The following is a 22,249-nucleotide window of genomic DNA, read 5'->3' as shown; positions in this document are numbered from 1 at the left end:
GCTCCTCGTTCGTCCTGCGGATCCCGCTCGTCCTGCGGATCCCGCTCGTTTTGCGCGTCTCGCTCGTCCTGCGCGTCTCGCTCGTCGGCACGTCTGCGACGGTAGAGGGCATGTAGGCCAGATCCTGTCCCACTTCTCCGGCATCCTGGACGGCATGACCGACACCCCGGCCCGGCTGCTGAACCTGCTGTCCCTCCTCCAGGCGCCGCGCGAGTGGCCCGGCAGCGAACTGGCCGAGCGGCTCGGCGTCAGCCCCCGGACGATCCGGCGCGACATCGACCGGCTGCGGGACCTCGGCTACCCGGTGCAGGCGACCATGGGCGCGGTCGGCGGCTACCGGCTGGTCGCCGGGACGGCGATGCCGCCGCTGCTGCTGGACGACGAGGAGGCGGTCGCCATCGCGGTCGGGCTGCGGGCGGCGGCCGGGCACGCGGTGGTCGGCATCGAGGAGGCGTCCGTCCGGGCGCTCGGCAAACTGCTCCAGGTGCTGCCCGGCCGGCTGCGCCACCGGGTGGGCGCACTCAACACGGCCACCCTGCCGCTGCTCAGCGGGGACGGCCCGACCGTCGACCCGGACGACCTCACCGTGCTCGCCGGCGCCGTCACCAACCACGAGCGCCTGCGCTTCGCCTACCGGGCCCGCGACGGCGCCGAGACCCGCCGCCACGTCGAGCCCGAGCGCCTCGTCTCGGCCGGCCGCCGCTGGTACCTGGTCGGCTACGACCTGGACCGGGACGACTGGCGGCTCTTCCGCGTCGACCGCCTCAGCAAGCCCTTCGCCACCGGCGCCCGCTTCACCCCCCGCCCCCTCCCCGCCGAGGACGCCGCCATGTACGTGGCGAGCAAGCTGCGCCCCCGGTCACCGACGCACACCATGGTCGCCACCGTGCACCGCCCCGCCGCCGAGGTCGAGACCTGGATGCCCTGGACCGGGCAGTACCAGGTCGAGCCGATCGACGACGAGAGCTGCCTGCTCCGCTCCCACGCGGACTCGCTGCGGTGGCTGGCGACCGGACTGCTGCTCCTCGACTGCGAGTTCGAGGTGCACGAGCCCCCCGAGCTGATCACCCACCTGCGCACCCTCGCCGCCCGCGCCAACCGCGCCGCCGACCGGGCGGGTTGAGCCGGCGACCGGCCGGGGCCGCGGGTGGCCCCGACCGGTGAGGAGGGCAGGGCCTCAGACCCCGTACTCGGCGGTGAGCAGGGCCCGGCCGAGGGTGTGGAAGGTGAGGTGGAAGCCGACCTGGGCCGGCGGGGTGTCGGCGGAGACGTGCAGCTTCTCGATGTCGAGTGCGTGGACGGCGAAGACGTACCGGTGCGGGGCACCGGGCGGCGGGGCGGCGCCGTCGTACTTGTTGCCCGGGAAGTCGTTGCGGCCGTGGAAGGAGGCCGCGCCGGGCAGGGCGGCGTCCGAGGATCCGGCTCCGCGCGGCAGGGAGGTGGTGTCGGCGGGCAGGTTGAGGGCGAGCCAGTGCCACCAGCCGGAGGCGGTCGGCGCGTCCGGGTCGTAGCAGGTGACGGCGATGCCGCGGGTGCCTTCGGGGAGGCCCGACCAGGCCAGCTGCGGCGAGAGGTTGCCGCCGCCGTGGATGAACTCCTTGGCCAGCGTGCCGCCTTCGGTGATGTCCTCGCTGGTCAGCGGGAAGGACGGCACCTTCGGCAGGAACTCGTACGGCAGCGGCGCGCGAACACTCATGCGCCCACCTCGCTGCGCTCGGCGAGGGCATTCGCCCACACGCGCCTCTTGATGATTCGCTCGCTTCGCTCGCTCATGCGGTGGTCACCTCTCAACGGGCCTGGGGACGGCCTCGGACTGAATGACACGATTCACTGTAACGGGGTGCACGTCCGATTCCGTGGCCCCTACAGTCGGGTCATGGCCTCCAACCTCGCCCGCCTGCTCGCCGATTCCCGCCGCGCGCTGTTCACGATGCTCGGCTTCCTGACCGTCATCTGGGCGGTCCAGGTGGTCAACTGGCTGGACGACTACCGCCTCTCCTACGACTACGGGCTGCGCTCGGGGCGGATCGACGAGCTGCCCGAGATGTTCACCATGCCGTTCCTGCACTTCGGCTGGGACCACATCGAGGCCAACTCCTGGCCGCTGTTCGCGTTCGGCTTCGTCGCGGCCTACCGGGGCATGAGGAAGTTCCTGCTGGCCAGCCTGCTGATCACGGTGGCCGGCGGCCTGACGGTCTGGCTGCTGGAGCGCCCGGAGGCAGTGACGGCGGGCGCGAGCGGCATGGTCTACGGGTACTTCGGCTACGTGGTGCTGCGCGGGATCCTCGACCGCAACCTGCTGGACGCCGCCATCGGCATCGTCATCGCCGCGCTCTACTCCTACCTCCTGCTGGGCGTGCTGCCGGTCGCCGAGGGCGTCAGCTGGCTGGGCCACCTGGGCGGGCTGATCGGCGGCCTGGCCGCCGCCTGGCTGCTCCGCAACCGCGCCCCGGAGCCCGCATCCGCCGCGCCCGCGAAGACCGCCGCGAACACCACCGTGAACAGCACCGAGGGCACCAGCCCCAACGCCGCCCTGCTCAAGCAGCTGGACGACCTGGGCCTGTGAGCCGCCCGGGCTATCAGGTATAGACCAATCCTGCCCCTCCGGCTAGCGTGAGCAGCGCACCCGCCCCCTGCTCCGGAGCCGCACCGTGGAGTCGTCCGTCCTCGCCTTCGCCACCGACCTGCTCGACGAGGGCCCCGACACCTTCTTCGGCAACCTCACCGACCGCGCCGGGGTCGGCGGCGTCACCCTCGCCTCCGTCTACCACGAGGCCCGGGACGTCTTCCCGCACAACCCCCGCCGGGTGATCCAGTACCTGGAGCCGGGTGCCGCGTACTTCCGCCCCGACCCGGCCCGCTGGCAGGACCGCCGCCTCGCCCCCGTCCCGTCCACCGCGATCGGCGACCGCGACCCCTTCGCCGAGGCCGCCGCCGAGGCGCGCCGCCGCGGACTGAAGCTGCACGCCTGGACGGTCTTCTGCCACAACGACCGGCTCGGCTTCGCCCACCCCGACTGCGCCCCGGCCAACGCCTTCGGCGACCGCCACCGCACCGAGCTGTGCCCGGCCCACCCGGAGGTCCGCGAGTACGCCCGGACGCTGGTCACCGAGCTGGCCCGCTACGGCGTCGACGCGATCCGGGCCGAGTCGCTGCACTTCCACGGGCTGCGCCACGGCTACCACCACGAGCGCTACTTCGAGGAGCTGGGCCCGGCCGCCGAGGCCCTGCTCGGCATCTGCTTCTGCACGCACTGCCGCACGGCCGCCGCCGACGCGGGCGTCCCGGCCGACGACGTGGCCGAGGCCGTACGCACCGAGCTTCGCCGCCGCCTCGCCGACGAGACGGCCGCCGCCGAGCCCGCCGCCCTGGACGAACTCGCGGGCGGGTCCCTGGCCGCCTACGTGGACGCCTCCTCCGCCACGGTCACCTCGCTCGCCGCCGACCTGTCCGAGGAGGCCCGCCGCCACGGCATGCGGCTGAGCTTCATGGACGGCGGCGGCCCCGGCAAGGGCTGGCTGTCCGGGATCGACCTGCCCGCCCTCGCGAAGGCGGCCGACCGGATCGAGACGTTCGGCTACGCGAAGACCCCGGAGGCGGTCCGGGAGAAGATCGCCGCCTTCGCCCTGCACGGCGTCCGCCCGCAGGACATGGCGGTGATCCTGCGCCCGATGGCCTCGGACTGCGACGGCCCGGAGAACCTCGCCGCCAAGATCACCGTCCTGCGCGAACTGGGTGTCCCCGAGGTCGAGTTCTACAACTACGGCCTGATGCGGCTCTCATCGCTGGACCGGATCGGCGCCGCGCTCGCAACGTAGCGGCTACCGCCGCCGCTTCGACGTCCCGAACAGACTCCGCGAGATCTCCTGCCCGAGCTGCTTGCCCGCCGAACGCGCCGACTCCGGGACGGGCGCCGGCGCGGGCTCGGCCGGGCAGAGCGGGATCGGGCAGAGCGGGATCGGGCAGCGCCAAACGGGCAGAAGGCGATCGGAGTCGGGGGCGATGTTCGCGACATTTCCCATCAAACAGCCGCAATCGTCCACCCGCAGTTCACACCGGCACGCGTGGCGGCGTCGCGGCTGCTGCGCCATCCGCCATCCGAACGGTAGGCTTTCCGTGTGATCTTCAAGCGCATCGGCAACGGGCGGCCGTACCCGGATCACGGCCGGACCAGCACCCGCCAGTGGGCTGACGTCGCCCCACGCCCGGTGCGGCTCGACCAGCTGGTGACCACCAAGGGACAACTCGATCTCGAAACCCTGCTGGCCGAGGACTCGACCTTCTACGGGGACCTCTTCGCCCACGTGGTGAAGTGGCACGGCGACCTCTACCTGGAGGACGGGCTGCACCGGGCCGTCAGAGCCGCGCTGCAGCAGCGCCAGGTGCTGCACGCCCGTGTCCTCGAAGTGGAGTGACGGACGCCGTCCGCCCTCTTCCGGACCGCCCCCTCGCCGACCCGGCGGAGGGCGGTCCCGTCGTACCCGGGCACCCGCGGGTCCCGGGGACAGCTCCGGGTACCTCCTTTCGGGTACCGAGATACGCCAGATGATGATCCTTTAGTACCTTCACAGGCATCCGGCACTAATCTGCTGACTACGGCCGCGACCTGGGGATCCGCCCATCGCCGGCCGACCCGTCGTCATCCCGACCCCGCCCTGGCACGAGGGGGAGACAAACCGTGAGCATGTTGACTCCCCAAGGCCTCAAGGGGAAGCAGTACCGCATCACCGGCAACGCCTATCCGCGCCTCGGCCGGCCGCCGAAGAAGAGCCGCAAGGTGATCGCCGGCCTCGCGGCACTGCTCGCCCTGGCCCTGATCGGTCTCGGCGGCGTGCAGCTCTACGACATCTTCACCGGCAAGAACAGGAACAGCACCGCCCAGGCCTGCGCGACCCCGTCCGGCAAGGCGCTGGCCGCCCCCACCCCGGGCGCCTCGCCGGGCGCGCCCGGCGCCTCCGGCGCCCCCGCGGCCGCCCAGGGCGACCCGCACGCGATCCCGCAGCCGGCCGCCATCACGGTGAACGTCTACAACGCCACCACCAAGGCCGGCCTGGCCGGGCGGACCGCCGAGGAACTCAAGAAGCGCGGCTTCACCATCGGCAAGGTCGGCAACGCCCCGGCCGAGCTGGACAAGAAGGTGCCCGGCACCGCCCAGGTGATCGCCGGCCCGGCCGGCGCCGGCGCGTCCACCCTGGTGGGCTCCCAGATCGCCGGAGCCACCGCCACCGCCGACGCCCGGACCGACACCAGCGTGGACTTCGTCATCGGCGACAGCTACAACGCGCTGCTGGACGAGACCCAGGCGGCCGCCGCCCTCGCCCTGGCCACCAAGCCCTCCCCCACCCCGAGCGCCACCGGCAGCTGCTGAGCCCGGCGCGCAGCCGGAGAGTGCGGAGGCAGAAAGAACGCAAAGAGAGCCCCCCGGCAGTGCGCCGGGGGGCTCTCGGCCGTTCGGGGGAGGTGGCTCAGCCGGCGGTGCCGTACAGGCGGTCGCCCGCGTCGCCGAGGCCGGGGACGATGTAGCCGTTCGCGTTGAGCCGCTCGTCCAGGGCGGCGGTGACCACGGTGACCGGCAGGTCGGCCAGCTCGCGCTTCATCACCTCGACGCCCTCGGGCGCGGCCAGCAGCACCACGGCGGTGACGTCGGTGGCGCCGCGCTCGATCAGCATCTTGATCGCCGCGACCAGGGTGCCGCCGGTGGCCAGCATCGGGTCGAGCACGTAGACCTGGCGGCCGGAGAGGTCGTCCGGCATCCGGGTGGCGTAGGTGGAGGCCTCCAGGGTCTCCTCGTTGCGCACCATGCCGAGGAAGCCCACCTCGGCGGTCGGCAGCAGGCGGGTCATCCCGTCCAGCATGCCGAGGCCGGCCCGCAGGATCGGCACCACCAGCGGGCGCGGGTAGCTCAGTCGGGTGCCGATGGTGACCGCCACGGGCGTGGTGATCTCCACCTCGTCGGTGCGGACGTCCCGGGTGGCCTCGTAGGCGAGGAGGGTCACCAGCTCGTCGGTAAGGCGACGGAAGGTCGGCGAGTCGGTGCGCTCGTCGCGCAGGGTGGAGAGCTTGTGGGCGACCAGGGGGTGGTCGACGACGTGGAGACGCATGTACCGAGGTTAGCCCGGTCCTGGACGCCTGTACGACTCGCCGCGGGCCCGCCGCGCGGTCGGAGCGGCGTACCGGGGCCCGGCCGGGCTCACTCCGGCGTGACACGCCGTGACGTACCGCGAATGGCCGGACGGAAGCGGCCGCTGTGGTATCAACCGGACCGTTCTGGGAATGTCACCTCTTATGACGAGCAACCCGAAGGCCGGGGACGGCTCGGCGGAGGCGCCCAGGGGCCCGTCGGGCAGCCGCCCGGGCCCGCCCCAGGACCCCCCGGAGACCGAGGCGGAACGCCGCAAGCGGCGGGCCGTCTTCCTCCGCGAACTCGCCGAGGCGCGCGAGCTGCGCGAGCGGGTCCAACCCCGGCGGACCAAGGAGCGTCGGATGCGTGAGGCCATGCGGATGCGAACGTTCCGGATCTGAGACGGCTCCGACGCGACTCCGGTGGACGTCCGCCCGTCATTCGACGGGCTTCGGACCGTCCCGGCGGCGCCGCACCGGCCGCCGGCCAACCCTTCCGACACGACCTGCAAAGACGCGCTGCCGAACACCCCCCGGAAGGGCGGGCTTTCTGTCACGATTCCGATGGGACGGTCCGAACAGCGGACCGCCTCTGGCGCGGGGGCGGCCAGATGTTCGCGTCGCCCTGCGCGCCGACAGCCGAGACCGATGATCTTGGGAGTGTCCCTGGTGGCGTACTTCGCTGCAGTGCTTGCTCGCACCGAGGACGGGTGGGATGTGAGCGAGACGGAGCTCGACGACGTCGAAACCCTGGCCGATCTGACGGACCTGGCTCGCGACGCCGCGCAGGACGACGACAGCGTCCTGATCTTCATCGAACAGGAGGACGCCTGGTTCGCCATCGTCCGGGTGGACGGCGAGGAGGATCCGCGGATCTTCGTGTCGGACGGCGCCGCCGCCGCCCGTAGCTCGTACGGCTCCGTCCTCACCGACGAGCTGGTCGACCAGGCGGGCGAGAGCGAGTTCGGCGACCTCGACCATCTGGTGGTGGAGCTGGAGGACAGCGAGGAGGCCGAGGACCTGGACGAGGAGGCCGCCGAGGACACGGCCCCGCACGGCGGCGTCCCGGTCGGCCCGCTCGGCGACTCCCACCTGCTCACCGAGTTCGGCCTGCCCTCGGACGAGCTGCTCGCCCTCAGCGGCGAGGGCGCGGTCCCGGGCGACGCCCTGGAGGAGATCGCCGAGGCCCTGGGCTGCGGCGAGGTCCTGGAGGCGGTCCGGTAGCGGCCACGGGCGCGTAGCCGTGTCCGCCGTCGGATGCCCGACACTGGATGCCATGCAGTCCGCCACCCCCGCAGCCCCCCCGATCGCCCCGCTGCCCGCCCCCGTCCGCCCCGACCCGGTCCGCGACCGCTGGGCGGCGCCGATGCGCCTCGCCATCGCCGAGGCCGCCCTGGCGCCGGCCACCGGGGACGTCCCGGTCGGGGCGCTCGTCCTGGGCCCGGGCGGCGAGGTGATCGGGCGCGGCCACAACGAACGCGAGGCGGTCGGCGACCCGACCGCGCACGCCGAGGTGGTCGCGATCCGGCAGGCGGCGGAGCAGGTCGGAGAGTGGCGGCTCAGCGGCTGCACTCTGGTCGTCACGCTGGAGCCCTGCACGATGTGCGCGGGCGCCATCGTGCTGTCCCGGATCGACCGGGTGGTCTACGGCGCCCTCGACGAGAAGGCCGGCGCCGCCGGCTCGCTCTTCGACGTGATGCGCGACCGGCGGCTCAACCACCGGCCCGAGGTGATCTGGGGCGTGCTCGCCGACGAGTGCGGCGAGCAGCTGCGCGAGTTCTTCGACACCCACCGCTGACCCCACCGCCCGACCCCACTCCGACCCCACTGCCGAAAGCCGTGGGATACGGATTTCGTGACCGCGCCACCCGTCCGGTAGAGTTCCCCTCGGTAGCGTGTCCGAGCGGCCAAAGGAGCACGCCTCGAAAGCGTGTGTGGGGGCAACTCCACCGTGGGTTCGAATCCCACCGCTACCGCCAGAAAGCCCGAGGGCCCGTCCGATCCGGACGGGCCCTCGGCGTTTCCGCGCACCCTCGGACGCGGAAAGGGCTCCGCACCCGGGGCGGATGACCACCAACGCCCATGTCGAGTACGGAGCCTGGAGGGGGGAGCGGTTCGGGGGGACCAACCGCTCCCCCGGCGGAGTCCCACAACCGGTGCCGCGTCGGGGGAAAGCCACGGCGCCCGGTCCCACAGCGGGGAGCTCCGGATCCACGTACCGGGGATTCCTGCCAGATCCTCGGCACATCAACCATCCTGCCGCCCGGGTCGCGCCCGGGCACCCGGAGAAAGGCCCCACTCGCGGGGACCTTCGTCCCGCCGGGCGAACGCGTCGCACACTTGATAGCCCGTCCGGTGGATAAGCTGCCTCTGCAGGGCCGCTCGGGGACCCGAATGGCGGCGGCCCACAGCAGGGAGGAAGGTCACCCGATGGCGCAGGCGAAGAAGATCGGCATGGTCCTCCTGCTCATCTTCGTCCTCTACTCGATCATCACCTCACCCGCCCGGTCCGCCGAACTCGTCCAGCTGGGCTTCGAGGGCATCTCGAACGCCGCCAAGGCGGTCGGCACCTTCATGACCGGGCTGATCAAGTAACCGGGCCGATCACGTGGCGGACGGCGGTGATCCCGTCCCGTCGCACCGGCTACGGTGGGCGGGACCCTCAACCCCCGTCCGCGAGGAGCGGCATCGTGATCCGGCACCTGGTCCTGTTCAAGCTCAACGAAGGCGTCAGCAAGGACGACGAGCGCGCGCTCGCCGGCGCCGAGGCGTTCGCCGAGCTCGGCGCGGTGATCCCCGAGCTGCGCGCGTGGGAGTGCGGCTGGAACACCACCGAGCGCGACATCGCGTACGACTACGCGATCAACAGCCTGGTCGAGGACCGCGACGCGCTCCAGGCCTACCTGACCCACCCGGCCCATCAGGCCGCGGCCGGCCAGTGGCGCGAGTTCGCCACCTGGGTGATCGCCGACATCGAGGTCTGATAGGGCCATCCGCCCCGGGGCCGTCCCCCGGACGGACCGCGGCGCCCCGTCCGGGACCCGGGCGGGGCGCCGTTCTCCGTCCCGGAACGGCCCTTGCGGCGCCTCACCGGCAGGCCCGGTCAAGGCCCGGCAGCGCACCAACACACCTCCACCGGGTACTTGCCCGACCTGCGCCCGCCTTGTGATGCTATGACCGGTTTTGCCGGACATGGCGAGGTGGTGCACGAGTCGCGACACCCGCTCCTCAGGTCCCGCCATAGTCGAACTTGGGAGGGGTGACGTGTCCGTGGACGAAGTGCTGGCGGGGATCATCAGCCCGGCCGGCGAGCTTCGGCCGGACGGCCTGCGCGGCCCCGGCGGCCGCCCGGTGGTGGACGTCCGGACGCTGACCCGGGTGCTGTTCGAGCGCCTCGCCGAGCTGCCCCCGGACGCCCCCGAGCGGGAGCGGGTCCGGGCCGCGCTGATCGAGATCAACATCCCGCTGGTCCGCTACGCGGCCGCCCGCTTCCGCAGCCGCAGCGAGCCGATGGAGGACGTCGTCCAGGTCGGCACGATCGGCCTGATCAACGCGATCGACCGGTTCGACCCCAGCCGGGGGGTGCAGTTCCCCACCTACGCACTGCCGACCATCCTCGGCGAGATCAAGCGCTACTTCCGGGACAACGTCCGCACCATGCACGTCCCCCGTCGGCTCCAGGAGCTGTGGGTGCAGGTCAGCGGCGCGATGGAGGAGCTGACGGTGCTCCACGGGCGGGTCCCCAAGGTGCCCGAGATCGCCGCCAGCCTGCGCATCCCCGAGGAGGACGTCCGGGCCTGCCTGGACGCCGGGCGGGCCTACAACGCGGCCTCCCTGGAGGCGGCCCAGGAGCACGAGGGCGGGCTGGCCCTGCTCGACCGGCTCGGCTACGAGGACTCCGCGCTGGCCGAGGTCGAGCACCGGGACATGGTCCGCCACCTGCTGGTCCAGCTGCCCGAGCGGGAGCGCCGGATCGTCATGCTGCGGTTCTTCGCCAACCTGACCCAGTCCCAGATCAGCACCGAGCTGGGGATGTCCCAGATGCACGTCTCCCGGCTGCTCTCGCGCATCCTGACGAGGCTTCGGACCGGAAACTCATGGGAAGAATGAGATCGCTCCGCGTTACCGCCGCGTGACATCTTGCGACGTTCGGGTTTGCCGGGGATCGTGTGCCGGTATGGAGGGGGAGGGCCTTCGCCGGGAACCTCCGCGCGTCGACGCCCGTTCAACCGTCAGTCACAAGGGGGTGGGTGCATGTCCGGAGAGCTGGGCACTGCGGAGATCCACGCTGGTCAGGCCAACGGCACCGCGGTCGCCGAGGCCCGGATCCCGCTGCAGCGAGTACCGTCCACCGCACCGCCCGTCCCCGAGGCGCCAGCGGGCGCACCGCCCGGCTCCGGGCTGGACACCCGGACGCTCTCCCGCTCGCTCTTCCTGCGGCTGGCCGCGCTGGAGCCCGGCACCGCGGAGCACACCTACGTCCGCGACACCCTGATCGAGCTCAACCTGCCGCTGGTCCGGTACGCCTCGGCGCGCTTCCGCAGCCGCAACGAGCCGATGGAGGACATCGTCCAGGTCGGCACGATCGGGCTGATCAAGGCGATCGACCGGTTCGACCCGGAGCGCGGGGTGGAGTTCCCCACCTTCGCGATGCCTACCGTGGTCGGCGAGATCAAGCGCTTCTTCCGGGACACCAGCTGGTCGGTCCGGGTGCCGCGGCGGCTCCAGGAGCTGCGGCTGGCGCTCACCAAGGCCGGCGACGAGCTGGCCCAGCGGCTGGACCGCTCCCCCACCGTCGCCGAGCTGGCCGCCTGCCTCGGCGTCAGCGAGGAGGACGTGGTCGAGGGCCTCGCGGTGGGCAACGCGTACACCGCCAGCTCGCTCGACTCCAGCCCCAGCGAGGAGGACGGCGACGGGCCGCTGGCCGAACGGCTCGGCTACGAGGACCTCGCGCTGGAGGGCGTGGAGTACCGGGAGTCGCTCAAGCCGCTGCTGGCCAAGCTGCCGCCGCGCGAGCGCCGGATCATCATGCTGCGGTTCTTCGGCAACCTGACGCAGTCGCAGATCGGCGAGGAGATCGGGATCTCCCAGATGCACGTCTCGCGGCTGCTCACCAAGACCCTCACCCAGCTCCGCGAGGGCCTGATCAGCGAGGGCTGATCAGGGTCGACTCCCGCTGCCGTCCAGCAGGTTGGCGCGCAGGCCGGCCAGCACGTCGTCGTCCAGTCCGAGACCGTCCCGCCAGAACGCCCCGAAGTCGGACCAGCCGGCCTCGACCTCGCCGAAGGCCGCTGCCAGGTAGCCGGGTTCGGCCCGGAACACCGGGAGGAGCAGCTCCGGCTCCCGCATCAGGCCGCGGGTGCCGAAGTCGTCCATCACCCGGCCGACGACCGGGGCTGACCGCTCGTTGGTGAGCAGGTAGTCGGCGAGGACGGTCTCGCGGTCGACGCCGAGGGCGGTCAGCAGCAGGGCCGCCGCCCAGCCGGTGCGGTCCTTGCCGGCCGAGCAGTGGAACAGCAGCGGCGGGCCGTCCGGGGCGGCCAGCAGGCGCAGCACGGTGGCGAAGCGCTCCCGCGCCACCGGGTCCGTGACGAACCAGCGGTAGAGGCCGGTCATCATCGCGGCGGCCCGGCCGTCGCCGAGCAGGGCGTGCTGCGTCTCGGGGCTGCGGTCCGCCAGGGCGTCGCGCAGCGTGACGTAGATGTCGAAGTCCCGGGCGAACACCGGGAGATGGTGCAGGGTCACGCCGTCCGCGGTGGCCGGTTCGAGGGTCACCTCGGCGCCCGCGGGGAGGTCGCGGGCGAACTCGGCGGCCGGGAGGCCGGGCAGCCGGTCCGGGCCTGCCTCGCGGACCTCGTCGAGGCTGCGGAAGTCGACCACCCGGCGCAGTCCGAGGGCCCGGAGCGAAATCAGGTCGTCCACGGTGACATGGTTCAGGCCATCGCTGCGCAGGGCCGTACCGGCACGGAGGACCCGTCCGTCAGTGGTCCGGTAGCCGCCCAGATCGCGGGCGTTGACCGCGCCGCGCAGTCCGAGACTGCGCCCGACCTGGGGCATTCCGCAGGACTCCGGCGCCGCATTCCGATCGCCCCCGATTGCCCCGGCCTCGGTCTGTTGATCGGCCACGCGGGTGCCTCCATTGCATATTCGGACTGTCACATGACACAGCGGTGCCTGATATTGCATGAACCTGCCCAAGGGAACGGCAAGATGTGCAAGAGTGTCGTGTGCAACGCCACAGTGTAGGCGCCCGGCGAGCCCCACCACGTCGCCCCGGTTGGTAAGCACGGTTGGTAACCAGGTGTAGCACTCAGGTTCCGGTTTTTCATTTTCAATTCATCATTTGCATGGCCGGTACAGTTCCGGTCAGAATCAGCGCCTCCATGGCTACGCCATGAACGTTGGTAACAGGTTTGCTGCACTCTCGCCCAATTGGTCCCTAACGGAGCCGACCCTCGACCAGGATGGGCGCCGGGCAGCCTGCTGCCCGCGAACAGCTACAGGGCAGGCGACCGCCGAGCAGCGAAGCGCCTTGCCCCAAGGGGAGGATCACCATGGGTCGAGCGACCCGAAGAGTTGCCGCCTGCGCGGCGGCAGTTCTGCTGGCCAGCGGCCTGCAGACCACCCTGGCCCACGGCGACACCACGCCGCCCAGGATCGATCTCGCCGTCCTGGTCATCGACGACGGGGGCCCGTCCGTCGCAGCGATCACCGCCGAGCTCAAGAGCCAGGGCACCCCGTACAAGGTCGTCACCCTCAGCGACCCCAACCGCCCGGTGATCAACGCCGCTTTCCTCAGCGACACGATCAACGGACAGCCCCGGGGGAAGTACCAGGGCATCGTGCTGCCCAACGAAAACCCCTTCACCAACTCCGCCGCCGAGATGACGGCGATCGCGACGTACGAGGCGGCATTCAACGTCCGCCAGATCGACGCGTACACGTTCGCCAGCCCGGCGGTGGGACTGAACTGGGCGCAAAATCCCGGTTACATAGGCACGTTGGACGGTTTCCAGGCCGCCACCACCACGGCCGGCACTTCGGGCCCGTTCAGCTACCTCAAGGGCAGCGTCCCGTTCGAGGACAACGACCCGAACGTCAGCGAGAGCTACGGCTACCTGGCCACCCCGCTGGCCGGCCTCCCGTCCGGTGCCTCGTTCACGCCGCTCGTGGACGCTCCGATCCCGAACAGCAGCTCGCGCGGCTCGCTGGTCGGCGAGTACAGCCACGACGGCCGCAAGGAACTGGTCGTCACGTTCGTCTACAACCAGTACCAGCAGCAGTACCGCCTGCTGGCCCGCGGCATGGTCGACTGGATCACCCAGGGTGTCCACCTCGGCTACGACCGCAACTACTTCGCGGCCCACGTGGACGACGTCTTCCTGGCGGACGACCGCTGGTCCACCACGCTGAAGTGCACCCCCGGTGACGTGACCTGCCCGCCCGGCACCCCCGGCACCACCAACCCGATCCGGATGACCTCCGCTGACGCGCAGTACGCGAAGCAGTGGGAGGCCGCCAACAACTTCACCCTGGACATGGTGTTCAACGGTGGCGGCAGCGAGGACTGGAAGGCCAACAACAACACCACGGTCGACCCGACGGCGAACCAGATGATCGCCGACCAGAACAGCTACCGCTGGGTCAACCACACCTTCACCCACCCGTACCTGGGCTGCGTCCAGGACGTCACCGTGGTGCCGTGGCGCTGCACCAAGGACGCCACGGGCAACACGGTCTGGGTCGACGGGAACACCATCAACACCCAGATCAAGAACAACTTCGACTGGGCCGCCAAGAACGGCCTGAAGCCCGACCCGCAGGTCCTCGTCACCGGCGAGCACTCCGGTCTGCTGACCGCCCCGCAGGAGACCAGCGACAACCCGAACCTGGCGCCGGCGCTCGCCGCCAACGGCATCAAGTTCACCGGCAGCGACGCCTCCCGCGAGCCCGCCCAGCGGGCCGTCGGCTCGTCGACGCTGACCGTGCCGCGCTACCCGATGAACGTCTTCTACAACGCCGGCTCGGCGGTGGAGGAGGCCGACGAGTACAACTGGATCTACACCAGCAAGGCCAACGGCGGCAGCGGGATCTGCGAGAACAACCCCGCGTCCACCTGCCTGCCCAAGCCCCTGGACGTGAACACCGGCTTCCAGTCGTACATCGTGCCGCTGGAGGCCAGGATCGACCTCGGCCACGTGATGAACAACGACCCGCGGCCGCACTTCATCCACCAGTCGAACCTCTCCGAGGACCGGATCCTGTACCCGGTGCTGGAGAAGATCCTCGGCACCTACCGCAACCTGTACGCCGCCAACGCCCCGATCGTGAACCTCGGCGAGCGCGAGATCGGCCAGGAGTTCCAGAAGCGCGCGGCCTGGAACGCGGCCGTCGCCTCCGGCCAGGTCACCGCGTACAAGGTGGGCAACACCGTCACGGTCAGCGCGCCGGCCGGTGTTCAGGTCCAGGCCACCATGCCGACGGGAACTACTCAGAAGCTGGCCATCGGATCGACGGCCTTCGGTTCCGCGTACGCCGGTACGCTCTCCGGGTGGGTGGCACCGGGCGCGCTGCAGAGCTCCGTCACGCTGCAGCTGTCCTCGGGCTCCACCCCGGCGGCTCCGGCCGCCGTCGCACCGAGCGTCGCGGCCAAGTCCGTCCCGGCCCCGGCGCCGGCCGACAAGAAGGTGGTCCCCCAGGGGGTCGCCACTCCGGTCCCCGTCGGCCCCAGCGACAACTCCCGGACCAAGGCTCCGACCCTGGTCCCGGGCAGCGGAACCCCGGTGCCCGGTAAGGGCGTCGAGAAGAACAGCACCGGCAGCGTCGCCGGTGTGGCGATGAGCGCCAAGGCCTCCGGGGGGGCGGCCGAGCTCGACAGGAAGCACGCCGGCAAGCCCGGCGCCCGGTAACTCGTAAGACCCGATGGCGGGGCCGGGCCGGGCGACCCGGCCCGGCCCTGCCACGGCTCCCGTTCCGGCCACCCAGGCCGGACAACCGACGCAAGAACAGGAGGGGGGACAGGAGATGCGCGTCACCCTGCTCACCGAGGGGACGTATCCGCACCAGCACGGCGGCGTGAGCGTCTGGTGCGACCAGCTCGTTCAAGGCATGCCCGACGTCGACTTCGACGTCATCGCCGTCACCGGAACCGGTCACGAACCACTGGCCTGGGAGCTGCCCGCCAACGTGCGGTCCGTCACCACCGCACCGCTGTGGGGCCCGGCCTCCGAGGCCAGGGCACCGCGCGGCAGCGAGATGCGGCGCTTCCTCAACGCGTACGAGCGGTTCCTCCACTCCATCCTCGATCCGGTCTACACCACCCACTTCGGCACCGAGCTGTACGGCTTCGCCGACCTCGCCCGGCGCGGGCTGCTCAGCCCCGCGCTGCGCAGCGAGCGCGCCCTGCGCACCCTCCAGCACGTCTGGACCCGCGACTACCTCCCCACGGCCGTCTCCCGGCCGACCCTCCACGACGCCCTGAACGCCACCGACCTGCTGGAGCACGCGCTGCGTCCGCTCTCGGTCGAGCCGCCGACGGACGGTGTCGCCCACGCGGCCAGCGGCGGCCTCGCCACCCTCCCCGGGCTGATCGCCGCTCAGCAGTACGGCGTCCCGTTCCTGCTCACCGAGCACGGCATCTACCTGCGCGAGCGCTACCTCGGCTACCGCACCGGCCCGTACCGCTGGCCGGTCAAGGCGCTGCTGCTCGGCTTCTACCGGATGCTCGCCGAGGAGAGCTACCGGCAGGCCGCCCTCGTCACCCCCGGCAACCGGTACAACCGGCGCTGGGAGGAGCGCGGCGGCACCCCGTCCGAGAACATCCGGACCGTCTACAACGGCGTGGACCCGGCGGCCTTCCCGCCCGCCGGACCCGAGCCGGAGACCCCGACCCTCAGCTGGGCCGGCCGGGTCGACCCGATCAAGGACCTGGAGACGCTGATCCGGGCCTTCGCCATCGTCCGGCGCGAGATCCCCGAGGCGCGACTGCGGCTCTTCGGGGGCACGCCCAAGGGCGGCGAGGCGTACCGGGACGGCTGCATAGCCCTGGCCGCCGAGCTCGGCATCGCCGACGCGGTGGCGTTCGAGGGCCGCGTCGCCGACATCACCGACGCGTACGCGGCCGGCAACGTGGTCATGCTCTCCAGCATCAGCGAGGGCTTCCCGTTCACCCTGATCGAGGCGATGTCCTGCGGCCGCGCGACCGTCTCCACCGACGTGGGCGGCGTGCGCGAGGCCGTCGGCGACACCGGGCTGGTCGTCCCGCCGCGCGAGCCCGAGCCGATGGCCGCCGCCGCGATCGAGCTGCTGCGCGACACCGAGCGGCGCGGCCGGCTCGGCGAGCAGGCCCGGCTGCGGGTCATCGAGCAGTTCACGCTCCGCCAGAACATCGACGGCTTCCGCGGCATCTACACCGAACTCCTCGGCACCGCCCGGTGGATGCCGAACGGCATGGTGGCCGTCACCGACAACGTCCCCACCGACTGGGACCAGCAGCTCGCCGCCGCCCGGCCCCAGCCCAGCGAGGTGGGCGCGTGAGCGGTCCCATTCGTCTGGTTCCCGACGAGGCCGGCGCCGACCGGACGATGCAGCTGCGCACCCTGCCGCTCAAGCGCCGCCGTCCGGTGCTGCCGGCCCAGCCGGAGCCCGCGGAGGAGCTCGGCCTCTCCGCGGACCCGCTGGACGAACTCGCCGAGCGGCTGCACGACATCTGCGCCGATGCCGTCCACCCCTTCGAGATCGCGGCCTTCCTGGAGTCCGACGGCCTCTCCGACGAGCAGGCCGCACTCCTGTACGGCCGGCCCGACGCGTTCACCGTCGCCGAGGAGCTGTTCGAGAAGGTCGAGCGGCGCTACCCCGGCCCGAGCTCCGAGTTCGCCAACCCCTGGCGGGCCGATCCCTGGCGCTGCGTCGTGCGCGGCCTGGTGTTCGCCCTGCCAGGGCTCGGCTACCTGCTCGGCGCCAACCTGTTCGCGGCCACTCGGATGCGCTTCGGCCTGCCCTCCGGCATGCTCGCGCTCACGGTCGCGACGGTCGCCAGCTGGGCCTTCAACCAGGCGCTCGCGCACCGCGCGTACCGCTGGCTCAGCCGGCTACGGCGCCGGGAGTCCGCGATCTGCCTGAGCATCGGTGCCCCGATCGGCGCGCTGATCGCCGCCACCGCGGCGTACGTGGTCGGCGGGCCGCGCGGCTCGCTGTACTTCGCCGCCGGGCAGTCCGCCTACCTGGGCGCGGCGACCGTGCTGCTGGTGCTCGGGCGGGAGAAGTTCCTGCTGCTGGCGCTGGCGCCGGCCTCCGTCGGCGCGGGCGTGGTGCTCGCGGTGGACGTCCCGCAGGTCGTCCGGACCGTGGTGCTGCTGTCCTCGCTGGTGCTCGCGGTCGGCCTGGCCGTCCGGGAGCTGGTCGACTGCATCCGCGGCGACAAGGACGCCAAGGACAAGGACGCCGTCACGGTGAGGCTGCAGCTCCGCCAGGAGATCCCGCACCTGCTGTTCGGCCTGGCCTGCGGCACCCTCACCCTGATCGCCGGCCTCGGCGTGACCATCCACGAGGCGGTCAAAACCGGTGCCGCGCACGGCGCGCACACCACGCCGACCGGCCCGGCCATGATCGCGCTGACGCTCAGCCTCGGGCTCGCCGAGTGGCTGCTCTTCCGCTACCGGGCGATGGCCGTCGCCGCGCTGCGGGTCAGCCACACCTCGGGCGAGTTCGTCCGCCGGACCGGCGGAGTGCTGCTCGGCTGCCTCTTCATCTACCTCACCACCGTGGCCGCGCTGGACGCCGCCGCGACCGTCCTGTGGCCCGGCGCCCCCGCGCTCGGCGTCCCGCAGCTCGGCGCGCTGCTCCTCCTCGGCGGCTCACTCTGGCTGGCGCTGCTGCTGAACGCCTTCGGGCTGAGCTGGAGCACCGCCCTCATCTGTCTGGCCGCCGCGGGTGCCGAGAGCGCCGGGCTGCTGACCGGTGTGGATCCGACCCTCCTGCAGCTGATCGGCTGCGGGGCGGCCGCCTTCGTCCTCACCGCCATCGCCGGGCCCGTGCTCGGCCGCACCACCCAGCACCGCTGAACACCGGAACACACGCACGACCGAACCACGTGCACAGCTGAACACCTGTCACCGGCGAGAGCCGGTTCACGCCGGCCGGGCCACCACAGAGCGCCCGGCCGCCCCCGAGAACGAGAAAGCGAATCACGCATGAGCAGCGTCGCGGTTACCGGAGCCGAGGGCTTCATCGGCTCCCACCTCGTCGAGACCCTGGTCGCCGACGGTCACCACGTCCGCGCGATGGTCCAGTACAACTCCTTCTCCTCCTTCGGCTGGCTGGAGACCCTGTCCAAGGAGGTCCTGGACTCGGTCGAGATCGTCCTCGGCGACGTCCGGGACCCGGGCTCGGTCAACGACCTGGTCAAGGGCACCGAGGCGGTGTACCACCTGGCCGCCCTGATCGCCATCCCGTACTCCTACCGAGCCCCGCACTCGTACGTCGACACCAACGTCACCGGCACCCTGAACGTGCTGGAGGCGGTGCGCCACCTGGAGATCCCGCGCCTGGTGCACACCTCCACCAGCGAGACCTACGGCACCGCGCAGACCGTGCCGATCACCGAGGAACACCCGATCAACACCCAGTCCCCGTACGCCGCCTCGAAGGCCGGTGGGGACCGGCTGGCCGACAGCTACCACGCCAGCTTCGAGACCCCGGTCGTCACCCTGCGCCCGTTCAACACCTTCGGCCCGCGCCAGTCGATGCGCGCCGTCATCCCGACCGTGATCGCCCAGGTCGCGGCCGGCGAGACCGAGATCACCCTCGGCGACCTGCGTCCGACCCGTGACTTCATGTTCGTGAAGGACACCGCGAACGCCTTCCGCACGGTCGGCACCGCGCCTGCCGACACCGTGGTCGGCAAGACCTTCAACGCCGGCACCGGCGGCGAGATCTCGGTCGGCGACCTGGTCACCCTGGTCGGCAAGCTGATGGGCGTCGACCTGGTGGTGAAGGAGGACGAGCAGCGCATCCGTCCGACCAACTCCGAGGTCATGCGCCTGGTCGCGGACGCCACCAAGCTGCGGGGCGCCACCGGCTGGGCGCCCCGGTTCACGCTGGAGCAGGGCCTGGAGCAGACCATCGAGTTCTTCCGGGACCCGGCCAACCTGGCCCGCTACAAGACCGACATCTACAACGTCTGACCGCTGTACCGATCTTGCCAGCCCTGGTTTTCAAGGTTCGCGTCCTGCACTTCTTTCCGTGGGGGAAACACCATGCATGCAGTGATCCTGGCCGGCGGTAAGGGCGTCCGTCTCCGCCCGTACACCACCGCGCTCCCCAAGCCGCTCGTCCCGATCGGCGACCAGCACGCGATCCTGGAGATCGTGATGCGCCAGCTCGCCGCCGCGGGCTTCAAGACCGTCACCCTGGCCATCGGCCACCTCGGCCACATCATCCGCGCGTACGTCGGCAACGGCTCCCAGTGGGGCCTGCGGGTCGGCTACGCCGTCGAGGACAGCCCGCTCGGCACCATGGGCCCGCTGCTCACCATGCAGGACCGGCTGCCCGAGCACTTCCTGGTGATGAACGGCGACATCCTGACCGACCTGGACTTCGCCGGGGTGCTCAAGCACCACGAGGGGTCCGGCGCGCCGCTGACCATCGCCACCTACGCCCGCCAGGTCAAGATCGACTTCGGTGTGCTGACCACCGAAGCCGGCAGCATCACCGGCTTCCAGGAGAAGCCGAGCATCGACTACCGCGTCTCGATGGGCGTGTACGGCGTGTCCCGCTCCGCGCTCGCCAAGTACACCCCCGGCCTGCCGCTGGGCTTCGACGAGCTGGTGCTCGACCTGCTGGCCGCCAAGACCCCGCCGTCCTCCTACGACTTCGGCGGCTACTGGCTGGACATCGGCCGCCCGGACGACTACGACCGGGCCAACTCCGAGTTCGCGACCAACCGTTCGGTCCTCATGCCCTTCGAGACCACCGGCGCCGCCTTGAGCGTCGCGGAGCTGCCGATCCCGGCCGCCCGCACCGCCCAGGACGACGTCGAGGCGCCCGCCACCGCGGGCACCGAGAGCGACGGACGGGCCGCGTGAGGATCCTGCTTCTCGGCGGCGACGGCTTCCTCGGCCGCCACGCCACCGCCGTCCTGCGGTCACTGCCCGGCGCCACCGTGCTGACCGCGGGCCGGCGGCCCACTCACGACCTCCGGCTGGACCTGGCCACCGCCCAGGCCGGCCTGCTCGGCGAGGAACTGGCCGCGCTGGCCCCCGACGTGGTGGTCAACTTCGCCGGCGCGGTGGCCGGCAGCGCGGTCAAGCTCGCCGAGGTGAACGCACGCGGTCCGGCCGTGCTCTGCGAGGCGCTGCAGCTCGGCGCCCCGAAGACCCGGCTGGTGCACATCGGTTCGGCCGGCGAGTACGGCGTCTGCGAGTCGGGCAGCTCGCTGTCCGAGGAGGCCGACGCCCGCCCTGTCGGCGTGTACGGCGCGACCAAGCTGGCCGGCTCCCTCGCGGTGGCCGGCGCGCCGCTGGACGCGGTGGTGCTGCGGGTGTTCAACCCGGTCGGCCCGGGGGCACCGGCGGGCTCGCTGCCCGGCCGGCTCGCCGCCGAGCTGCGCCGGGTGGCCCCGGAGGGCGCCGACGGCGTCGTGAAGGTCGGGGACCTCTCCGCCTACCGCGACTTCGTCGACGCCCGGGACATCGCCCGCGCGGTCGGCCTGGCCACCGCCGCGGACCGTCCGCTCCCCCGGGTGCTCAACCTCGCCTCCGGGCAGGCCAAGCCGGTCCGGGCGATCGCCGACGGCCTGGTCGCGGCGGCCGGCTTCACCGGCCGGATCGACGAGAGCGGGGCGGGCTCCGAGCGTTCGGCCGCGGTCTCCTGGCAGCAGGCCGACGTGTCGGCCGCCGCCCGGGAGCTCGGCTGGCACCCGGAGACCGACCTCGCCGACACCCTGCGCGACCTCTGGCTCAGCACCGAGCCCGGCTCCGACCCGGTCGTCGGATGACCGGGACCACCTCCGACGGCCGCCTGCTGGTGCCGCTGTACGTCCACCCCGCGGTGGACCCGGCGGCCTGGCGGGCGGTCGCCGCCGCCGACCCCGGCCGGATCGCCGCCGTCGTGCTCAACCTCGCCGACGGCCCGGGCGAGACCCCGGACAACGTCTTCGCCGAAGCCGCGGAGGAACTCCGCGCGGCCGGCCTGCCGTTGGTCGGCTACACCGACACCGATTACGGCCGACGGCCCCACGCGGCCGTGGTGGCCGACATTTTGACGTATCGTCAGCGACATGGCATCACCGGCGTCTATTTCGATCAAGTCGCCTGCCACCCGGGCGCGTTGGCGCACTACCGGCGGCTGGCCACGGCGGCCAGGGCGGCCGGCTGCGGCACCGTCGTGTTCGGCCACGGCCAGCACCCGGACCCGGGGTACGCCGAGGTCGGTCTGGCCGACCTGCTGGTCACCTTCGAGGGCACCTGGGAGTCCTATCGCGAGATGACCCTCCCGCTGTGGACCGGCCGCCACGCGGCCTCCCGCTTCTGCCACCTGGTGTACGACGTCCCGGCCTACCAGGCACCGGACGTCACCGCGCTGATCGCCGCCCGACGGGCCGGCGTCGGCTGCGCCGTCCCGGGCTCCGGGGAGAACCCCTGGAGCACCCTTCCCCACGGTCTGACCGCCGCTGAACTGACCTGACCAGATCCGGAGTTCGACAACCGTGAACCGCCGTACCCGGCCCTTACTGGCCGCCGTCGCCCTCACCACCGCCCTGCTGGCCACCTCGTGCAGCAGCTCCGGCTCGGGGGACGACAACAGCCCGTCGGCCGAGGACTCCCCGAGCAACTCGCCCGTGGCAACAGCCCCCGGTACACCCGGGACCCCGAGCGCCACCGACGCCCCCAGCACCCCGGCCACCCCCGGCACGCCCACCACGCCCGCGGCGACCGGCACGCCGTCCGCCCCGGCCACGTCCTCGGCCCCGGGCACCCCGGGCAGCACCACCGCCCCGCCGCCGTCCGGCGCCCGCTGGCAGCCCACCCCGGGCCTCGCCTGGCAGTGGCAGCTCGGCGGCGGCGTGGACCAGTCGGTGGACGTCCCGGTCTACGACATCGACGGCTTCGAGAACGACGCCTCGGTGGTC

21 protein-coding genes, 1 tRNA gene and 2 pseudogenes are annotated in these 22,249 nt (G+C 72.0%); 21 read left to right on the top strand and 3 right to left on the bottom strand.

What is annotated here, in order from left to right; all coding sequences use genetic code 11:
- Positions 1-154 precede the first annotated feature (154 nt).
- Entirely contained in the window at positions 155-1,123 is a 969-nt protein-coding gene (locus KV557_RS31655) for a helix-turn-helix transcriptional regulator (RefSeq protein ID WP_218204993.1), read from the top strand.
- A 54-nt stretch (positions 1,124-1,177) separates the two neighbouring features.
- Here KV557_RS31655 and KV557_RS31650 read toward each other — a convergent pair whose 3' ends face one another.
- Positions 1,178-1,696, bottom strand: coding sequence for a YbhB/YbcL family Raf kinase inhibitor-like protein (locus tag KV557_RS31650; protein ID WP_218204992.1), 519 nt, complete (start codon positions 1,694-1,696; stop codon positions 1,178-1,180).
- 180 nt (positions 1,697-1,876) lie between these two features.
- On the opposite strand from KV557_RS31650, the gene KV557_RS31645 reads away from it, so the two are divergent.
- The 4 genes from KV557_RS31645 (at position 1,877) to KV557_RS31630 (ending at position 5,368) form a co-directional block, all read left to right on the top strand.
- Entirely contained in the window at positions 1,877-2,566 is a 690-nt protein-coding gene (locus KV557_RS31645; RefSeq protein ID WP_218204991.1) for a rhomboid family intramembrane serine protease, read from the top strand.
- Between the two features lie 85 nt (positions 2,567-2,651).
- Entirely contained in the window at positions 2,652-3,818 is a 1,167-nt protein-coding gene (locus KV557_RS31640; protein WP_218204990.1) for a hypothetical protein, read from the top strand.
- Between the two features lie 300 nt (positions 3,819-4,118).
- Positions 4,119-4,415 carry a type II toxin-antitoxin system VapB family antitoxin gene (locus KV557_RS31635; RefSeq protein ID WP_218204989.1) on the top strand — a complete coding sequence of 99 codons (297 nt, stop codon included), beginning with the start codon at positions 4,119-4,121 and terminating at the stop codon, positions 4,413-4,415.
- Positions 4,416-4,684: 269 nt separating this feature from the next.
- Positions 4,685-5,368: a LytR C-terminal domain-containing protein gene (locus KV557_RS31630; RefSeq protein ID WP_256178256.1), complete on the top strand. Its 684-nt coding sequence runs from the start codon at positions 4,685-4,687 to the stop codon at positions 5,366-5,368.
- Between the two features lie 97 nt (positions 5,369-5,465).
- On the opposite strand, the gene upp is transcribed toward KV557_RS31630, so the two are convergent.
- Positions 5,466-6,101 carry a uracil phosphoribosyltransferase gene (upp, locus tag KV557_RS31625; RefSeq protein WP_218204987.1) on the bottom strand — a complete coding sequence of 212 codons (636 nt, stop codon included), beginning with the start codon at positions 6,099-6,101 and terminating at the stop codon, positions 5,466-5,468.
- Between the two features lie 184 nt (positions 6,102-6,285).
- Between upp and KV557_RS31620 the strand changes: the two genes are divergently transcribed.
- From KV557_RS31620 to KV557_RS31585, 8 genes are all read left to right on the top strand, one after another.
- Positions 6,286-6,522 (top strand): hypothetical protein, encoded by a 237-nt coding sequence (locus KV557_RS31620; protein WP_218205021.1) that lies wholly within the window; start codon positions 6,286-6,288, stop codon positions 6,520-6,522.
- Between the two features lie 246 nt (positions 6,523-6,768).
- On the top strand, positions 6,769-7,344 hold the full coding sequence (locus KV557_RS31615) for a tRNA adenosine deaminase-associated protein (protein ID WP_218204986.1): 576 nt from the start codon (positions 6,769-6,771) through the stop codon (positions 7,342-7,344).
- 52 nt (positions 7,345-7,396) lie between these two features.
- Positions 7,397-7,918 carry a tRNA adenosine(34) deaminase TadA gene (tadA, locus tag KV557_RS31610; protein WP_218204985.1) on the top strand — a complete coding sequence of 174 codons (522 nt, stop codon included), beginning with the start codon at positions 7,397-7,399 and terminating at the stop codon, positions 7,916-7,918.
- 91 nt (positions 7,919-8,009) lie between these two features.
- Positions 8,010-8,099 (top strand) — tRNA-Ser (locus KV557_RS31605).
- A 451-nt stretch (positions 8,100-8,550) separates the two neighbouring features.
- A complete protein-coding gene (locus tag KV557_RS31600; RefSeq protein WP_167344920.1) occupies positions 8,551-8,715 on the top strand; it encodes a hypothetical protein in 165 nt (54 codons plus the stop codon).
- Between the two features lie 95 nt (positions 8,716-8,810).
- Positions 8,811-9,104: a Dabb family protein gene (locus KV557_RS31595; protein WP_218204984.1), complete on the top strand. Its 294-nt coding sequence runs from the start codon at positions 8,811-8,813 to the stop codon at positions 9,102-9,104.
- A 343-nt stretch (positions 9,105-9,447) separates the two neighbouring features.
- Entirely contained in the window at positions 9,448-10,230 is a 783-nt protein-coding gene (locus KV557_RS31590; protein WP_256178254.1) for an RNA polymerase sigma factor SigF, read from the top strand.
- A gap of 144 nt (positions 10,231-10,374) precedes the next feature.
- Positions 10,375-11,280 carry an RNA polymerase sigma factor SigF gene (locus tag KV557_RS31585; protein WP_218204983.1) on the top strand — a complete coding sequence of 302 codons (906 nt, stop codon included), beginning with the start codon at positions 10,375-10,377 and terminating at the stop codon, positions 11,278-11,280.
- Here the strand turns inward: KV557_RS31585 and KV557_RS31580 are convergent, their stop codons facing one another.
- Positions 11,281-12,177 carry a tyrosine-protein phosphatase gene (locus tag KV557_RS31580; RefSeq protein WP_218204982.1) on the bottom strand — a complete coding sequence of 299 codons (897 nt, stop codon included), beginning with the start codon at positions 12,175-12,177 and terminating at the stop codon, positions 11,281-11,283.
- A 497-nt stretch (positions 12,178-12,674) separates the two neighbouring features.
- Between KV557_RS31580 and KV557_RS31575 the strand changes: the two genes are divergently transcribed.
- The 8 genes and pseudogenes from KV557_RS31575 to KV557_RS43265 form a co-directional block, all read left to right on the top strand.
- Positions 12,675-15,029 carry a hypothetical protein gene (locus KV557_RS31575; protein ID WP_256178249.1) on the top strand — a complete coding sequence of 785 codons (2,355 nt, stop codon included), beginning with the start codon at positions 12,675-12,677 and terminating at the stop codon, positions 15,027-15,029.
- A gap of 115 nt (positions 15,030-15,144) precedes the next feature.
- The gene (gene pelF / locus KV557_RS31570) at positions 15,145-16,656 is read left to right on the top strand and encodes a GT4 family glycosyltransferase PelF (protein WP_218204981.1); all 1,512 of its coding nucleotides are present in this window, start codon (positions 15,145-15,147) and stop codon (positions 16,654-16,656) included.
- Positions 16,653-18,182: a hypothetical protein gene (locus tag KV557_RS31565; RefSeq protein WP_218204980.1), complete on the top strand. Its 1,530-nt coding sequence runs from the start codon at positions 16,653-16,655 to the stop codon at positions 18,180-18,182. Before pelF ends, KV557_RS31565 begins: the two co-directional genes overlap by 4 nt.
- 129 nt (positions 18,183-18,311) lie before the next feature.
- Positions 18,312-19,304 (top strand): SDR family NAD(P)-dependent oxidoreductase, encoded by a 993-nt coding sequence (locus KV557_RS31560; RefSeq protein WP_218204979.1) that lies wholly within the window; start codon positions 18,312-18,314, stop codon positions 19,302-19,304.
- A gap of 72 nt (positions 19,305-19,376) precedes the next feature.
- Positions 19,377-20,078 (top strand): annotated as a pseudogene (locus KV557_RS31555) (nucleotidyltransferase family protein); the annotation flags it as partial.
- A 122-nt stretch (positions 20,079-20,200) separates the two neighbouring features.
- Complete coding sequence (locus tag KV557_RS31550; protein ID WP_218204977.1) at positions 20,201-21,115, top strand: NAD-dependent epimerase/dehydratase family protein; 915 nt, start codon at positions 20,201-20,203, stop codon at positions 21,113-21,115.
- On the top strand, positions 21,112-21,804 hold the full coding sequence (locus KV557_RS31545; protein WP_218204976.1) for a spherulation-specific family 4 protein: 693 nt from the start codon (positions 21,112-21,114) through the stop codon (positions 21,802-21,804). The genes KV557_RS31550 and KV557_RS31545 overlap by 4 nt, the downstream gene beginning before the upstream one ends.
- A gap of 22 nt (positions 21,805-21,826) precedes the next feature.
- Positions 21,827-22,249 (top strand): annotated as a pseudogene (locus KV557_RS43265) (endo alpha-1,4 polygalactosaminidase); the annotation flags it as partial.

It is taken from the genome of Kitasatospora aureofaciens (assembly GCF_019192735.1).
Taxonomy (GTDB): Bacteria; Actinomycetota; Actinomycetes; order Streptomycetales; family Streptomycetaceae; genus Kitasatospora; species Kitasatospora aureofaciens_A.
Note: the sequence above shows the minus strand (reverse complement) of the source record. Positions and strands in the feature narration are given on the sequence as shown.

Coding starts and splice junctions, on each gene's coding strand:
- KV557_RS31655 (WP_218204993.1), top strand. CDS start 155: ATGACCGACACCCCGGCCCGGCTGCTGAACCTGCTGTCCCTCCTCCAG.
- KV557_RS31650 (WP_218204992.1), bottom strand. CDS start 1,696: ATGAGTGTTCGCGCGCCGCTGCCGTACGAGTTCCTGCCGAAGGTGCCG.
- KV557_RS31645 (WP_218204991.1), top strand. CDS start 1,877: ATGGCCTCCAACCTCGCCCGCCTGCTCGCCGATTCCCGCCGCGCGCTG.
- KV557_RS31630 (WP_256178256.1), top strand. CDS start 4,685: ATGTTGACTCCCCAAGGCCTCAAGGGGAAGCAGTACCGCATCACCGGC.
- upp (WP_218204987.1), bottom strand. CDS start 6,101: ATGCGTCTCCACGTCGTCGACCACCCCCTGGTCGCCCACAAGCTCTCC.
- KV557_RS31620 (WP_218205021.1), top strand. CDS start 6,286: ATGACGAGCAACCCGAAGGCCGGGGACGGCTCGGCGGAGGCGCCCAGG.
- KV557_RS31615 (WP_218204986.1), top strand. CDS start 6,769: ATGATCTTGGGAGTGTCCCTGGTGGCGTACTTCGCTGCAGTGCTTGCT.
- tadA (WP_218204985.1), top strand. CDS start 7,397: ATGCAGTCCGCCACCCCCGCAGCCCCCCCGATCGCCCCGCTGCCCGCC.
- KV557_RS31600 (WP_167344920.1), top strand. CDS start 8,551: ATGGCGCAGGCGAAGAAGATCGGCATGGTCCTCCTGCTCATCTTCGTC.
- KV557_RS31585 (WP_218204983.1), top strand. CDS start 10,375: ATGTCCGGAGAGCTGGGCACTGCGGAGATCCACGCTGGTCAGGCCAAC.
- KV557_RS31580 (WP_218204982.1), bottom strand. CDS start 12,177: ATGCCCCAGGTCGGGCGCAGTCTCGGACTGCGCGGCGCGGTCAACGCC.
- KV557_RS31575 (WP_256178249.1), top strand. CDS start 12,675: ATGGGTCGAGCGACCCGAAGAGTTGCCGCCTGCGCGGCGGCAGTTCTG.
- pelF (WP_218204981.1), top strand. CDS start 15,145: ATGCGCGTCACCCTGCTCACCGAGGGGACGTATCCGCACCAGCACGGC.
- KV557_RS31560 (WP_218204979.1), top strand. CDS start 18,312: ATGAGCAGCGTCGCGGTTACCGGAGCCGAGGGCTTCATCGGCTCCCAC.
- KV557_RS31545 (WP_218204976.1), top strand. CDS start 21,112: ATGACCGGGACCACCTCCGACGGCCGCCTGCTGGTGCCGCTGTACGTC.